This window comes from Candidatus Poribacteria bacterium (genome assembly GCA_016866785.1).
In the GTDB taxonomy this organism is placed as follows: Bacteria; Poribacteria; WGA-4E.
Genome location: VGLH01000114.1, coordinates 1 through 13447 on the forward strand (window position 1 = coordinate 1; position 13447 = coordinate 13447).

Here is a 13447-nt window from a genome sequence, read left to right on the forward strand (position 1 = left end):
GCGGGTCGCGTCCGCCGAGGAAGACGGTGCGCATACCGCCGCCGGAGAGCCCCGCGCATCCCAGCCGCGAGGCGTCCACGTCCTCCCGCGCGGCGAGAACGTCCAGCGCCCGGCGGTCTTCGGCGAGGAATACTCCGGGCCAGGTCGTGCCAGCGCAGAAGAGCGACTTCGCCATGATGTCTTCATGGTCCGCCGCCCAACGGTTGTACGCGTCGATGTTCGCCGGGAGCTCCGGGTTCTCGTCGGTCAGCCCCTGACGGATGACATCCGGAACGTCGGCGAAGAGCACGCGCCGGCTCGCGAACGGGAACGTATCGTGGACGAGAACCGCGTAGCCGCGCTTGGCGAGCGCGTTCGCCCAGGGCACGCCGCCGTAGTAGTGTTCGTAGTGCTCCAGCATCATCGGATGCCAGTCGTCTGCCGTGCGGGCGATCTTGCGGATGCCGAAGTACTTCTTGCCACCGTGGTCGTGCAGACCCAGCACGCCGGGCAGACGCCCCGTCGCGCCCTCCGGCTTCAGGAACACGGCGCGCGTCGTGGGCCCGTAGGGCAGGCACCACGACAGCTCCTCGACGTGGAGCCCGTCGTAGGTGTAGACCCGATCCACCGTGACGCCCGGCGCGTGACCCGTCTCCGGCTGCTGTAGGAGTTCGTCCAGCCGGGCGGTCGCCGCGTTCCGCCACGCGTCGACGTCTGTCCACTTGCCCGTGCGGTACGAGAGAGCCGCTGGAGCGTCGCCGACGAGCGATGCCGCCCACGCGCCGTACGCGCCGATCATGTTCCGTTCGACCATCGAATCCCTCCCTATGCCGGTGCGTCGCCCCAATCGGGGATCATCAGCTTTTCGCCGTCGCGCATCGAGGATTCGTGGGCGACGATGCCGGGCGCGCAGTAGCGCACCGATTCCCACACGTTGATGCGCGGCATCCGTTGGCGGTTCACGGAATCGACGAACTCATGGACGAGGTAGGCGTGCGAGCCGCCATGGCCGCCCAGATCGCGGGCGACCGGCTCCGGCAGCGGCTCGAAGTGCTGCGGCGGATCGACGCGCTCGACGGTCGTCGTCGTCGCCCAGACCATGCCCGCGAGGTTCTCCTCGTAGGAGCCCTTCGTCCCGTAGATGCCGCTGACGCGCTCGCTGCCGGGATGCCCGACGCGCCGGAACTCGCAGATGCGCGCCGATGCCCTGTTGCTCATCTCGAAGAGCCCGACTTCGTTCGAGAAGGTGTTCCTGTAGATCGTGTCCTCGCGGAACCAGTCGTCGCCAGGGAGAGTGAACCCGCGCGCCGACACGGAGACCATGTGCGCCCGCATCACGGAGATAATGAAGCTGGTCGAGTGAGTCGGGTAGTGCATCGGGACGCCGCCTGCCTTGTCCTCGCTCCACTGATCGCCCCAACGCTTGCGGCAGATGTCGTAGAGCCCGTGAGACATGTCGTGGAAGTACTCCGCCTCGCCGTAGATGAACTCTCCGAAGGCTCCTTCGGCGGCCTTCTTGCGGCAGAACGCGGCGGTGGGGCGGAAGTAGCTCGTCTCGCCGTTCATGTAGATCATGCCGGTGCGCTCGACCGCGCGGACGAGGGCGTCGCATTCGTCGAGCGTGTTCGCGGCGGGGACGGCCGTGTAGGCGTGCTTGCCGGCGTTCATCGCCTGGATCGCCTGCCCAGCGTGGAGCCACGGCTGCGTGATGATGACGAGCGCATCGAGGTCGCTCTTGCAGATGTCGTCGAGGCTGGCGTAGGTCTCGGAGATGCCGTGCTTCTGCGCCTGGGCGGCGAGGACGTCCGCGCGCAGGTCGCAGAGCGCCAGACGTTCGACGTCCGGATGGATCTTGTAGTGGTGAATCCACGACGCGCCGAACATGCCCAATCCGACGATGCCGACTCCGATGCCCATGTCCTGTCTCCTGAAACGCTGTTACTGGAACCACACGCCGACTGGCGTTGCCGTGGTGAGCGCGGTGTTCGCGCGGATCCTTCCTGCGTTGAACTTACGACAAATGAGCCGATGTCGCCTATCGCCAATGCCGTCCAGGCTTCACGGCTAGCTTCGACGCAGGAGCCGATTGGAGAAGACGCTCAACAGCAATCCGAGCATCAGGTAGCCGCTCAGAACCTCTGAAATCACCCAGACCTGACCAGCCGTATTCAGCGGCACGATGTCTCCAAAGCCGAGCGTTGTGAACGTCACAACACTGAAATAGTAGGGCGTCAAGCATCCACCGTCGGAACCTGTTGCCGCTTTGAGGCTGACCACCGGATCAAGGCGCAGCGGAGCCAGCAACCAGTCGCTCTGTGGGCTGTATGCCCATCCACATCCGAGCAGGATCGTCAGCGAGAGGATGACCCATCGCCAGGTGCTCCGACCGTAATCGCACGTCCAACGCCAGGCTCGTCCCCAGATTCGGTGGCTCTCGCAGAACGAACAGACGAACTGCTGATCGGCGACGTACCGCCTGAATATAGGATTTGACTGTCCATCAATGTTCTGGGTGTCGAGGACGAATCGAGTTCCCAACCCCGGAAGGCCGCTTGGATACCGCGAGTAAGGCCGCAGTCGCCTCGCGAGCCATCGCGGTTCGTATGTCACCGTCACACGCAGATTGCCGCTGGGTTTGCCGCGCCACACGAGGTCACGCAACTTCCAGTAGACCGCTGCCAGTCGCTTTCGAAACCAGCCAATCGCAACCGACCGAATGCCCGAGACCTTCTGCCGCCATAGAAGGTGGCGCAGGTGATAGATCCACCATTGTCGCAGTGTGTCGGGCCAGTACTTGACGCCGGCGCAGTCGGCGGGATGGCGAAAGCGAGTCAGCGCGAAGTTCGCAACGCCATCACGTTCGTCCTGGGCTCCACAACGTCCGGGCAGTTGACCAGCGAACGTCGCGCGCCGAAACGAGACGTCTTCATCAAACCTTACCCATGTCCAATGCGCCGTGCCACCGAAAACTGTTCCGTCAAAGCGTGCCTTGCCGAGGAACAGCCCCTTCTGGAAGGTCGTCCCCGCATGGAACACGGAGCGGCCAAACGAAACGTCCTTCCTGAACTCCGCAGCGGCGAAACTGGCATAATTCTCGAACGTGACGCGCTCCATCGACACGGGCTCTGCAAACACTGCCTTCTCGAACTCGGTTCGTCGCTCAAAAAGGCAGTCCTCTAGGTGTACCTGCTGGGAGATGAGGTACGCGCCATCTGCATCTGGTGAGATACCCGAGCATTGAATATCAATGTCTTCAGTCACAGCGCAGTTGGACAGCGTCTGGCCGTTACGGATTGCGGCCCAGAATTCTCCCGCGGTCAGTTGGGTTCGGGAAGTCATAGGTTGACGCCTCCACCAGTAACCGTAGAGACGACTACAGTTGTCAGCAATCCCGCGCGGCGGGCCGCGAGTCTTGCGCCACAAGAAGCACCCTTTTCCACAGATCAGGTCTCGCCAAGAGTGAGTGTCCTCGCCCCATCATCCACCTGGCACACGTAGCAATCCGGCGTCAGTCCGGTACGTCGCGGATGCTCCGCGGCGATGGCAGCCTGAAGCGGCTCCACGGCGGATTCCTGAACCAGCGCGACCGTGCACCCGCCGAATCCCGCTCCCGTCATCCGCGCGCCGTAGACCCCCGGCACGTCCATCGCGATCTCCACGAGCGCATCCAGCTCCGGGCAGCTCACCTCGTAGCCGTCGCGCAAGCCCTCGTGCGACGCGAGCATCAGCCGCCCGACCTCGTCCAGATCGCCGCTCTGGAACGCGGCGACGGCCGCTTCGACGCGCCCGTTCTCCTCAATGACGTAGCCGCATCGCTGAGCGGTGAGCTCCGGCAGCTCGTCGCGGTGGAGGGCGAACACGTCGGCGGGGATGTCGCGCAGGGCTTGGGCGCCCGGCACGAAAGCGCGCATGAGCTCGACGCCTCGCTCGCATTCGGCGCGGCGGGCGTTGTACTCGGACGTGACGAGCGAACGCTTCACGTTCGTGTTCGTGATGACCAGCCGGGCGCTCTCCAGCGGCAAGGGAACGTGCTCGTAGCGAAGGTCGCGGCAGTCGAGGAAGAGCGCGTGATCCCGCTTTCCCAGCCGCGAGATGAACTGGTCCATGATCCCGCAGTTGACGCCGACGAACCGGTTCTCCGCCTTCTGGCACAGGAGCGCCAGGCGCGTCGGTTCGATGTCCAACTCGGACACCCGCGCGAACGCCATCGCCGCGCCGACCTCCATCGCGGCGGATGAGCTGAGCCCGGCTCCGACCGGCACATCCCCCCCCACGACGGCATCGAAGCCGCGCAGCGGGAAGCCCTCCTCGCTCAGGGCCCACGCGACGCCGCGCACGTAGTCCGCCCAGGGCTGGTCGGCGTCGTGGTCGATGGCGTCCAGCGAGAACCGCGACACGCCGCCGAACTCCCGCGAGACGATCTCGACGTTCCGGTCGTCTCGCGCCCGGACGGCGTAGACGATGCTCCGGTCGATGGCGACGGGCAGGACGAACCCGGCGTTGTAGTCGGTATGCTCGCCGATGAGGTTGACGCGCCCGGGCGCGACGCTGTGGAAGTCGGGGTTCGCGCCGAAGTGGTCTCGAAACAGCGGGGTCAGTGCCGCCGGTTCCATGAGTTCCTTTCTGTCAGAGCGCGCCGTCGCCCTTGAGGAACTCGTAATCGACGACGCGCCACTTCGCGCCCGGCTTGGCGACGCGGATCGTGATGTCCCGGTGGGACGTTTCGCCGCCCTTGGGCCTGACCTCGATCCGGTAGGTGAAGCGCGTGGAGCCGTCAGCGTCCTTGTCGGCGCTGAGGAGCTCGCGCTTGAGGGCGGGTCGGCGCGGATCGCTGGCGAAATCACCGCCCATGGACCGAACGGCGGCGAGGTCGGATATCTCGCGTTCCAGTTTGGCGGCGGCGTCTCCGTCGGCGAGTTCCAGGGCGCTTTGCTGATCCGCCTTGAAGACGTAGAGCTCCAGGAAGGTGATCGCCACCTTGTCGGGCGTTTCGAAGCGCTGGCATGCGAGGGCGAAGGCGAGAAAAAGCGATGCGGCGAGCGGAATCCAGGGCGCCCGAAGGGCTTTCATCGTGACTTGTCCTTCCGAGGCATGGTATAATACTGCCCAACACGGGACAAGCGATCCCAAGACTGACGCTCGTGAGGGGGTGGATAGGTTTGGCTCAGGTCGTCGTAACGGGCGAAGAATCCATTGACCGGGTTCTCAATCGCTTCAAGAAACTGTGCGAGAAGGAAGGCTTGCGGCGCGAAATGAAGCGCCGTGTCGCCTACGAGAAGCCGAGCGAGCGCCGACGCCGCAAGCTGCTGCGTCGCCGCCGTCAGCTTCTGCGCGCACAAGCCAAGATGCAACAGTGGAGCTAGTCGCGGGAGGCTAGCCTGCCTTGAGCGGGCTTCCCATGACTGGCAGACGAACCAAAAGCCTGTGGCGTGTCACGGACACGCGATAGGCTTTTTTGGTGTCGGCATCGGCTGGACATCCATCTTGTCGCCCCCGGACGCCCGTGCTATCAGCTAACCGAGCCGACCCCTTCCGGACGAGGAGAACACCGTGGCAGGCTACACGCTCCCCCAAGTGACGGAGCCAAAGCGTCCGAAGTCCGACGAAGTCATTCTGATCGCCAATGGCGACCTGCGGCATTCCGCGAACCGAGTCTGCTGGGAAGCCCAGGCGGCGATGGAAGCGGACGTCTCGAAGGCATTCGCCGCCGAGGGCTATGCGGTCCGCCGGGGTCACGACTACGATCCCGAGCTCCAGCACGGATTCATCTGGAACCAGCGTCACGGCATGGACGTGTTCAAAGGGATCCATCCCGACGCCAAGCTCGTCGTCGCCGAAGCGGTGTGGCAGTACAGCCATCACGTGCTCCACGGGCTGCGCGACCATCGGGGACCCATCCTCACCGTCGCGAACTGGTCGGGTCAGTGGCCCGGCCTCGTCGGCATGCTGAACCTCAACGGCTGCCTGACGAAGATGGGCGTTCCCTACAGCACGCTGTGGAGCGAGGACTTCACGGACGACTTCTTCAAGAAGGGCGTCCGGCAATGGCTCCAAGAGGGTTGCGTTACCCACGACCTGAGCCACGTGCGCGCGTTCGACCCGTCGAAGGTAGGAGCCGGCGAAGCCTCCCTCGCCGGTGCGCTGGCTGCTCAGTTCCGACGCGAGAAGGCGATCATGGGCATCTTCGACGAGGGCTGCATGGGCATGTACAACGCCCTCATCGAAGACGAGCTCATGAACCCGCTGGGCATCTACAAGGAGCGGCTCAGTCAGTCCGCCCTCGTCGCGGCGATGCGCCTGGTGACCGACGCCGAAGCGCAAGCTGTCTACGACTGGCTCAGGAAGCGCGGGATGGGGTTCGACACGGGACCCGTCGAGGAGACCGACCTGACGGATCACCAGGTCCTCGAACAGTGCCGCATGTACATCGCGGCGGTGCGGATCGCTCACGAGTTCGGGTGCGACGCCATCGGCATCCAGTACCAGCAGGGCTTGAAGGACATGACGCCAGCGTCCGACCTGGTCGAGGGCATCCTGAACAACGTCGAGCGCCCGCCGGTCTACAACGGCGGCGGTCGGGAGCTCTATCCCGGCGCGGCTCTGCCGCACTTCAACGAGGTGGACGAGTGCGCGGGCGTCGACGCGCTCCTGACGAACCGCGTCTGGAAGGCGATGGGCATGGACCCCGCGACGACGCTCCACGACGTCCGCTGGGGCGAGCGCTACAAGGGCGGCGGCATCGACGACTTCGTCTGGGTCTTCGAGATATCGGGATCGGCTCCGCCGTCGCACTTCATCGGCGGGTACACCGGAGCCCGGAGCGAACGGCAGCCTCCGATGTACTTCCCGCTGGGCGGCGGAACCGTCAAGGGCATCAGCAAGCCCGGGGAGATCGTGTGGAGCCGCATCTTCGTCGAGGACGGAGCGCTTCGTGCCGACGTGGGCCGCGCGACGGTCATCGAGCTGCCGCTGGCGGAGACGCAACGGCGCTGGGATTCGACGACGTCGCAGTGGCCCATCATGCACGCGGTGCTTCACGGCGTTGGGCGCGACGAGATGATGGCTCGCCACAAGGCGAACCACATCCAGGTCGCCTACGCGACCTCTGCCGAGACCGCCGACAAGGCGCTGGCGGCGAAGGCGCGTCTCATGCACGACCTGGGCATCGAGGTTCACCTGTGCGGCGACGTGTCGCTGTAGCGGTGACCGTCCGGACCGGGAATGGATGGTGTCGGTGAACTTCGCGTCGATCATCGGACACGGGACACAGATCGAGTTGCTGCGGCGGACGCTACGCTCGCAGCGGGTCGCGGGAGCCTACCTGTTCTCGGGCCCGGCGCACTTGGGCAAGGAACGGGTCGCCAGGGCGTTTGCCGCCGCTCTCAACTGCGAGCGCCAGGGCGATGATACCTGCGGAACCTGCCCGTCGTGCCGGAAGGTCGCCGAGGAGAGCCATCCCGACGTGCGGTTCGTGGCTCCCGACGGCGCGACGTTCAAGATCGAGCAGGTACGCGACATCCGCCACCAGATCGCGTTCAAGCCAGTCGAGGGCAGGTACAAGGTCTACGTTCTCACCGACGTCGAGAAGATGCGTCCCGAGGGCGCGAACGCGCTCCTGAAAACGCTGGAGGAGCCGCCGGGATCGGGCGTTCTCATCCTCGTGACAGCGAACTTGAGTGCGCTTCTGCCGACGATCCGGTCGCGGTCGATCATCGTGAAGTTCCATCCGGCTCCGGTGGCGGAGCTTGCGGCGGCTTTGGCGGAGCGCGGCGTTGCGGACGACCGGGCGCGGGAGCTCGCGCGGCTGAGCCAGGGCAGGATCGGCACGGCGCTGGAGTGGGCGGAGTCGGGCAAGACGGGCACCGACGAGGAGATCCCCGAAGCGCTCCGGCGTCCCGACCTGATCCATGCGTTCCGAATGGCGGAGACGTGGCAGAAGTCGCCGGAATCGCTCGACTCGCTCCTGACGTGGTACCGCGACCTGCTGGTGCTTCGCCTCGGGTGCTCGCTGGAGTTGGTCGTGCACCGGAAGCACCGCTCGACGCTGGAGCTCCTCGCCCGTCAGGAGACGCCTCAGAGCCTCGGGCGGAAGATGAAAGCCATCATCCGGGCGCGGGGAAGGCTCGTTCGGAACATCAACGCGACGCTGACGATGGAAACGCTCGCGTTCGAGTTGATCGGTGGTGGACACCATCCCTCGGCGGCGTGAAAGGCGACAGGCTTGGACACGACTGCCCTCGAGAAGGTATGGCAAGAGGCTCAAGCTCTCTCACCCGAGGAGCAGCGCCAGTTGCTCCATCGATTGGGGAAGATCGCCTTGCCGACGGAGGGACACGACGCGGATTACGATCTGCAGCGGTACCTCTACGAAGCAGGGCTCCTTAGCGAGATCAAGCCGCCCATCAAGGATGTGGCGACCTACAGCAACCGAATGCCTGTGACCTCTCGCGGCAAGTCGGCATCCGAACTGATCGTCGAAGAGCGGCGCTGATGCGCGTCTACTTCTTCGATAGCAGCGGATTGGTAAAGCGCTATGTCCAAGAGAAAGGCAGCGACTGGGTCCTCTCTGCAACAGACCCAGCGCGTGGCAATGTGGTCTACGTCTCTCGCGTTGCTGGGGTCGAAGTCGTTTCCGCCATCGCGCGGCTGCATCGCGGACGGTTCCTCTCGGACGCTGACGCTAGGATGTGCCTTGAGCGGTTCCGGTACGACCTCGTTCGTCAGTATCGAGTGATCGAACTCCGCCCGGACGTGGCTGATCGAGCCATGGATGTGGCTGAGAGATACGGTCTCCGGGCCTACGATGCTGTACAGCTTGCGTCGGCCATCGAAGCAAGTAACGCGTGCCGGATGCTTGGGATCCAGTTGGCGGCTCTGGTGTCATCGGACGAGGCGCTGAACACAGCAGCCGGAGCCGAAGCGCTTGCTGTGGAGGACCCAAGTGCCCGCGCCTGATCGAGTGCACGGGCTCGCGCCGAGCAACCATGGCAGTTCCATGCAGACAAGGATATTGAGCGCGTGAAACCGAAGTTCTACCTGACGACCGCCATTCCGTACGTGAACGCCCTGCCGCACCTGGGGCACTCCTACGAGCTCGTCGCGACGGACGTCATCGCCCGTTACCGCCGGCTCGCCGGATACGACGTCCTGTTCCTGACGGGAACCGACGAGAACTCGCTCAACAACGAGCGCAAGGCGCGCGAGCTCGGCATCCCGCCGCAGGAGTACGTCACGAAGATGTCGGCGGAATGGCGCAAGACCTGGGACGCGCTGAACATCTCCTACGACGACTTCATCCGCACGACCGAGGACCGCCACAAGCGCGCCTCGCGCGGGTTCTTCCAACGCGCCTACGACAACGGCGACATCTATAAGAACGTCTACGAAGGCTTCTACTGCACGTCGTGCGAGGCGTTCTACGAAGAGGAAGACCTGAACGCCGAGGCGCTCTGCCCCGTCCACGAGATGAAGTGCGAATGGCTGTCCGAGGAGAACTACTTCTTCTCCCTGTCGAAGTACCAGGATCGGCTGCTGAAGCACATCGAGGAGAACCCAGGGTTCATCGAGCCGGAGTCGCGCCGCAACGAGATCGTCGCCTTCATCCGCCGGGGGCTGAAGGATTTCAGCATCACGCGCGCGTCGATGAAGTGGGGCATCCCGACGCCCGTCGATGAGTCGCAGGTCATCTACGTGTGGTTCGACGCGGTCATCAACTACGCGACCGGCGCGGGCTTCCCCGACGACATGGAGAAGTTCGAGAAGTACTGGCCCTGCGATCTGCACGTCATCGGCAAGGACATCACGCGGTTCCACTGCATCTACTGGCCCACGATGCTTTGGAGCGCGGGCCTACCGGCTCCTGCGAAGGTCTTCGGACACGGCTTCGTGACCCTCAAGGGCGCGAAGATGAGCAAGTCGCGCGGCATCTACGTCGATCCCGTCCAGGCGGTGCAGGAGTACGGAGCCGACGCGATCCGGTTCTTCCTCGTCCGCGAGATTCCGTTCGGGCAGGACGGCGACTTTTCGTGGGAGGCGTTCGTCGCCCGCTACAACGCCGATCTCGCCAACGACCTCGGGAACCTGCTGAACCGCACGCTGAACCTCTCGACGCGCAACTTCGACGGCAAGACGCCCCCGCGCGGAACGCCGGACGCCGCTGACCGCGAGCTCGCGGAGTTCGCGGAGCGATGCCGTGTCGAGTATGTCGCCCTGATGGATCGGCACGCGATCCACGCCGCCTTGGAGCAGGCGATGGCGCTTGTCCGCGCGGCGAACAAGTACGTCGCCGACACGGCTCCCTGGACGCTCGCGCGCGACGGGCAGACGGAACGGCTCGCGGCGGTTCTCTACCACGCCCTGGAGGCGGTCCGCTGGGCGGCGGTCATGGTGACGCCAGCGATGCCGACCTCAGCCGCCCGCATCCAGGCGCAGTTGGGCATCACGGACGCCGACCCGCCACAGGACATCGCTTCGCTGACGTGGGGAGGGCTTCGATCCGACGCGCCGCTGGGCGACATCGCTCCCGTGTTCCCGCGCATCGACCTCAAGGAGGAGCCCGCCCCGGCGGCGGAACCTGCCATGAAGTCGGAACCCGTCGCCGACACGATCCAGATCGACGACTTCGCCAAGGTGGACCTGCGGCTCGCCGAAGTGCTGTCGGCGGAGCCGGTTCCCAAGTCGGACAAGCTGCTGAAGCTGCGCGTGCGCGTCGGCGACGAGGAGAGGCAGATCGTCGCGGGAATCGCCCAGCACTACGCGCCGGACCAGATCGTCGGCAAGCGGATCGCCATCGTCGCGAACCTCGCGCCTCGGAAGGTGTTCGGGGTCGAGTCGCAGGGGATGCTGCTCGCCGCGTCCGACGACGGCGGCTTGTGCGTCGCCGAGTTCGACCGTCCCATCGCCAGCGGCTCCAAAGTCCGCTGATGGCGGGGCTGTTCGACACGCACGCGCACGTCCAGATACGGGACTTCGACGCGGATCGGGACGAGACGCTCGACCGGGCGCGGGACGCCGGCGTGACGACGATCCTGAACGTCGGGTTCAGCCTGGACACGTCGCGGAAGGCGATCCGGCTCGCGGAGCGGCACGACGACTGCTACGCGACGGTCGGGCTTCATCCGCACGACGCGCGCGACTGGAGCTCTGCCCTGCGCGACGAGCTCGCGAAGCTGGCGGAACACCCGAAGGTCGTTGCGGTCGGAGAAGCGGGACTCGACTACTATCGCGACCTGTCGCCGCGCGACCGTCAGGCGGAGGCGTTCCTGGGGCAGATCGCCCTCGCCCGCGAGACAAACCTGCCGCTGATCATCCACAACCGCGACGCGACGGACGACCTGCTGCGCATCCTCGAATCGGACGCCGAGGGCGTATCGTGTCTGCTTCACTGCTTCAGCGCGGACTGGGCGGCGGCGGAGCGGGCGCTGGCGTTGGGATGTTGCTTCGGGATCGGAGGTCCGGTGACCTACCCGAAGTCGGAAGCCCTGCGCGAGGTCGTGCGGCGATTGCCGGCGGATCGGTTCGTGATCGAGACGGACGCGCCGTGGCTGGCTCCGCAGCCCAAGCGCGGCAAGCGGAACGAGCCCGCCTATGTCCGCGCGACGGCGGAGCGCACCGCCGACGTGCGGCGGATAAGCATCGAGGACGTCGCCGCGCAGACGACGGCGAACGCGCGAGCGTTCTTCCGGCTGGACGGCGGTCGCCGCCGCTTGGGTTAGTTCGTCTTCTGTTCGCCCCACGTGGACGGGAGCTTCCCGGCGGGGGACACGGCTCGTGGTTCCTCGCGGAAGCCGGTATCGAGCGCCTCGACGGTGGCTAGGAAGGCGTTGCCGGCGCTGATCCCACCGACCGCATAGATCGTACCCTCCAGAACGCTCGTCGTAAGCCCCCATCGCGGCGTCGGCAGATCGGGCCCCTGCGTCCACGTGTCGGTCGCTGGATCGTATTCCTCAACAGCCGCCGATTTGTCCTGACCGAAACGTCCGCCGCCGATGGCATAGAGCTTGCCGCCGGCCGAGCATGTGGCGAGGGCCCACCGATGCGTAGGCATGTCTGCCTTCCGCTCCCATGAGTCGGTCTTGGGATCGTATTCCTCGACCATTCCTAAGAGGGCTCCCTTGGTCATCCCGCCGACAACGTAGACCCTTCCATCTACTACGCTCGCCGATGCGTAGTACCTCGCCGTCGGCATGTCCGCCTTTTTGGTCCAGGTGTCCGTCTTCGGGTTGTATGCCTCGACCATTGGGACGATCCCTACGCCATTTGCCAGTTCGCCGCCGATGACATAGAGCTCGCCTCCCACTGATGCCGCTGCACTGCTGTAGCGGGCGGTGGGCACCCGCGTTCGCTTCGTCCATTGGTCGTTGGCTGGGTCGTACTCCTGGACCCTGATGCCGTCCACAACGTACACCTTGCCGTCAATCGTGCATGCAACCCCTCCGAACGACGCCTCGGGCATGTTCTTTTTTGGACCCACGTGTCCGCCGCTGGGTCGTACTCCCGAACCGTTGCGTGCTCCACCCCCCAGGTCGCACCCCCGAAAACGAGCAGACGTCCGTTGACCACAGCAGAGGCTGCGCCGTTTCTCGGTTCGAGCATATCCGCCTTCTGCGTCCACTTCCCTTCGAGCAACGCTTGCATCGGCGCGGCGGGCAACTGCGCCACCAACGGTGACGGCTTCTCCGCGACGCCTCCACCCGCCTGCACCAGCTCGACTGGCAGAACGTCTTCGATCGCAACCGGCGGGGCTTCCGGTTCCGCCGCCACGTACCGCCCGACTCCCACACCCCCGGCAACCATGAGACACGCGGTCAATACCATTGCGGGTCGCATCGTCATCATCCCTCCTGAGAGCTCGCCGAACGCTCGCGCACGCCGAGCGGGGAACAGGAACGCCCATACCGCAGACAAGAGCGCGGACAGGCATCCGCGCAGACGTTGGCGCGCGCGTGTCAAGCGGACGCTCAACGCCTTCTGCGAGAGCCCACAGCGCCGTTCGAGTTCCGCGTAGGTGTCCTCCGCGAAGTAGAACGAGCGAAGCAGGAGCTCGTCTGCCGGTCGGAGCGTTCGTAGCGCCGTGGAGAGAGTCTGTCGGCTTTCCTCGGATGCGATGCGTTCGAAGGCTGAGGGCTCGTCTACGGGCCTGTCTGGAAGGGTCGCCATCAGGATCGGATGCTGCTTCCGGTTCCACATCCGCGCGGTGTTCGTCGCCACCGTCCACACGTACGACGGCAGGCAGCGCTCGTCGCGCAGGTCAGCCCGATGAGCGAACACGCAGAGCACGACCTCCTGCGTGAAGTCGTCGAGGTCCTGGCGGCTCCTGAGCAGACGAACTCCGATGCGGCGGATCGCCCCGATCTGGGACAACACGCCGTCCTCGAAGCGCTTGTCTTCGCCTTCGGGGAGCGCATCAACAGCCATGGTCTGTCGTCTCTCCTCAAGTTAAGGATGCGACCCGGACCGTTCTACTACA

14 protein-coding genes are annotated in these 13447 nt (G+C 65.2%); 8 read left to right on the plus strand and 6 right to left on the minus strand.

Annotated elements, in window-relative coordinates; genetic code table 11:
• The first annotated feature begins 417 nt into the window (after positions 1-417).
• The gene (locus FJZ36_14565) at positions 418-612 is read left to right on the plus strand and encodes a hypothetical protein (GenBank protein ID MBM3216127.1); all 195 of its coding nucleotides are present in this window, start codon (positions 418-420) and stop codon (positions 610-612) included.
• Positions 613-804: 192 nt separating this feature from the next.
• Here FJZ36_14565 and FJZ36_14570 read toward each other — a convergent pair whose 3' ends face one another.
• From FJZ36_14570 to FJZ36_14585, 4 genes are all read right to left on the minus strand, one after another.
• A complete protein-coding gene (locus tag FJZ36_14570) occupies positions 805-1896 on the minus strand; it encodes a Gfo/Idh/MocA family oxidoreductase (GenBank protein MBM3216128.1) in 1092 nt (363 codons plus the stop codon).
• 147 nt (positions 1897-2043) lie between these two features.
• Positions 2044-3093, minus strand: coding sequence for a potassium channel family protein (locus FJZ36_14575; GenBank protein MBM3216129.1), 1050 nt, complete (start codon positions 3091-3093; stop codon positions 2044-2046).
• 329 nt (positions 3094-3422) lie between these two features.
• A complete protein-coding gene (locus FJZ36_14580; protein ID MBM3216130.1) occupies positions 3423-4592 on the minus strand; it encodes a galactokinase in 1170 nt (389 codons plus the stop codon).
• Between the two features lie 13 nt (positions 4593-4605).
• Positions 4606-5049, minus strand: a complete 444-nt coding sequence (locus FJZ36_14585) for a hypothetical protein (protein ID MBM3216131.1) — start codon at positions 5047-5049, stop codon at positions 4606-4608.
• Between the two features lie 89 nt (positions 5050-5138).
• Between FJZ36_14585 and rpsU the strand changes: the two genes are divergently transcribed.
• The 7 genes from rpsU (at position 5139) to FJZ36_14620 (ending at position 11693) form a co-directional block, all read left to right on the plus strand.
• Positions 5139-5342 (plus strand): 30S ribosomal protein S21, encoded by a 204-nt coding sequence (gene rpsU, locus FJZ36_14590; GenBank protein MBM3216132.1) that lies wholly within the window; start codon positions 5139-5141, stop codon positions 5340-5342.
• 313 nt (positions 5343-5655) lie between these two features.
• On the plus strand, positions 5656-7179 hold the full coding sequence (locus tag FJZ36_14595) for a fucose isomerase (protein MBM3216133.1): 1524 nt from the start codon (positions 5656-5658) through the stop codon (positions 7177-7179).
• Between the two features lie 25 nt (positions 7180-7204).
• Positions 7205-8188: a DNA polymerase III subunit delta' gene (gene holB, locus FJZ36_14600; GenBank protein ID MBM3216134.1), complete on the plus strand. Its 984-nt coding sequence runs from the start codon at positions 7205-7207 to the stop codon at positions 8186-8188.
• 12 nt (positions 8189-8200) lie between these two features.
• Positions 8201-8470, plus strand: coding sequence for a hypothetical protein (locus tag FJZ36_14605; GenBank protein MBM3216135.1), 270 nt, complete (start codon positions 8201-8203; stop codon positions 8468-8470).
• Positions 8470-8934, plus strand: coding sequence for a type II toxin-antitoxin system VapC family toxin (locus tag FJZ36_14610; protein ID MBM3216136.1), 465 nt, complete (start codon positions 8470-8472; stop codon positions 8932-8934). Before FJZ36_14605 ends, FJZ36_14610 begins: the two co-directional genes overlap by 1 nt.
• A gap of 54 nt (positions 8935-8988) precedes the next feature.
• A complete protein-coding gene (gene metG / locus FJZ36_14615) occupies positions 8989-10902 on the plus strand; it encodes a methionine--tRNA ligase (protein MBM3216137.1) in 1914 nt (637 codons plus the stop codon).
• Positions 10902-11693: a TatD family deoxyribonuclease gene (locus FJZ36_14620; protein MBM3216138.1), complete on the plus strand. Its 792-nt coding sequence runs from the start codon at positions 10902-10904 to the stop codon at positions 11691-11693. The genes metG and FJZ36_14620 overlap by 1 nt, the downstream gene beginning before the upstream one ends.
• On the opposite strand, the gene FJZ36_14625 is transcribed toward FJZ36_14620, so the two are convergent.
• Both FJZ36_14625 and FJZ36_14630 read right to left on the minus strand, forming a co-directional pair.
• Positions 11690-12433 (minus strand): hypothetical protein, encoded by a 744-nt coding sequence (locus FJZ36_14625; GenBank protein MBM3216139.1) that lies wholly within the window; start codon positions 12431-12433, stop codon positions 11690-11692. The genes FJZ36_14620 and FJZ36_14625 overlap by 4 nt on opposite strands.
• On the minus strand, positions 12229-13395 hold the full coding sequence (locus FJZ36_14630; GenBank protein ID MBM3216140.1) for a sigma-70 family RNA polymerase sigma factor: 1167 nt from the start codon (positions 13393-13395) through the stop codon (positions 12229-12231). Before FJZ36_14630 ends, FJZ36_14625 begins: the two co-directional genes overlap by 205 nt.
• Positions 13396-13447 lie beyond the last annotated feature (52 nt).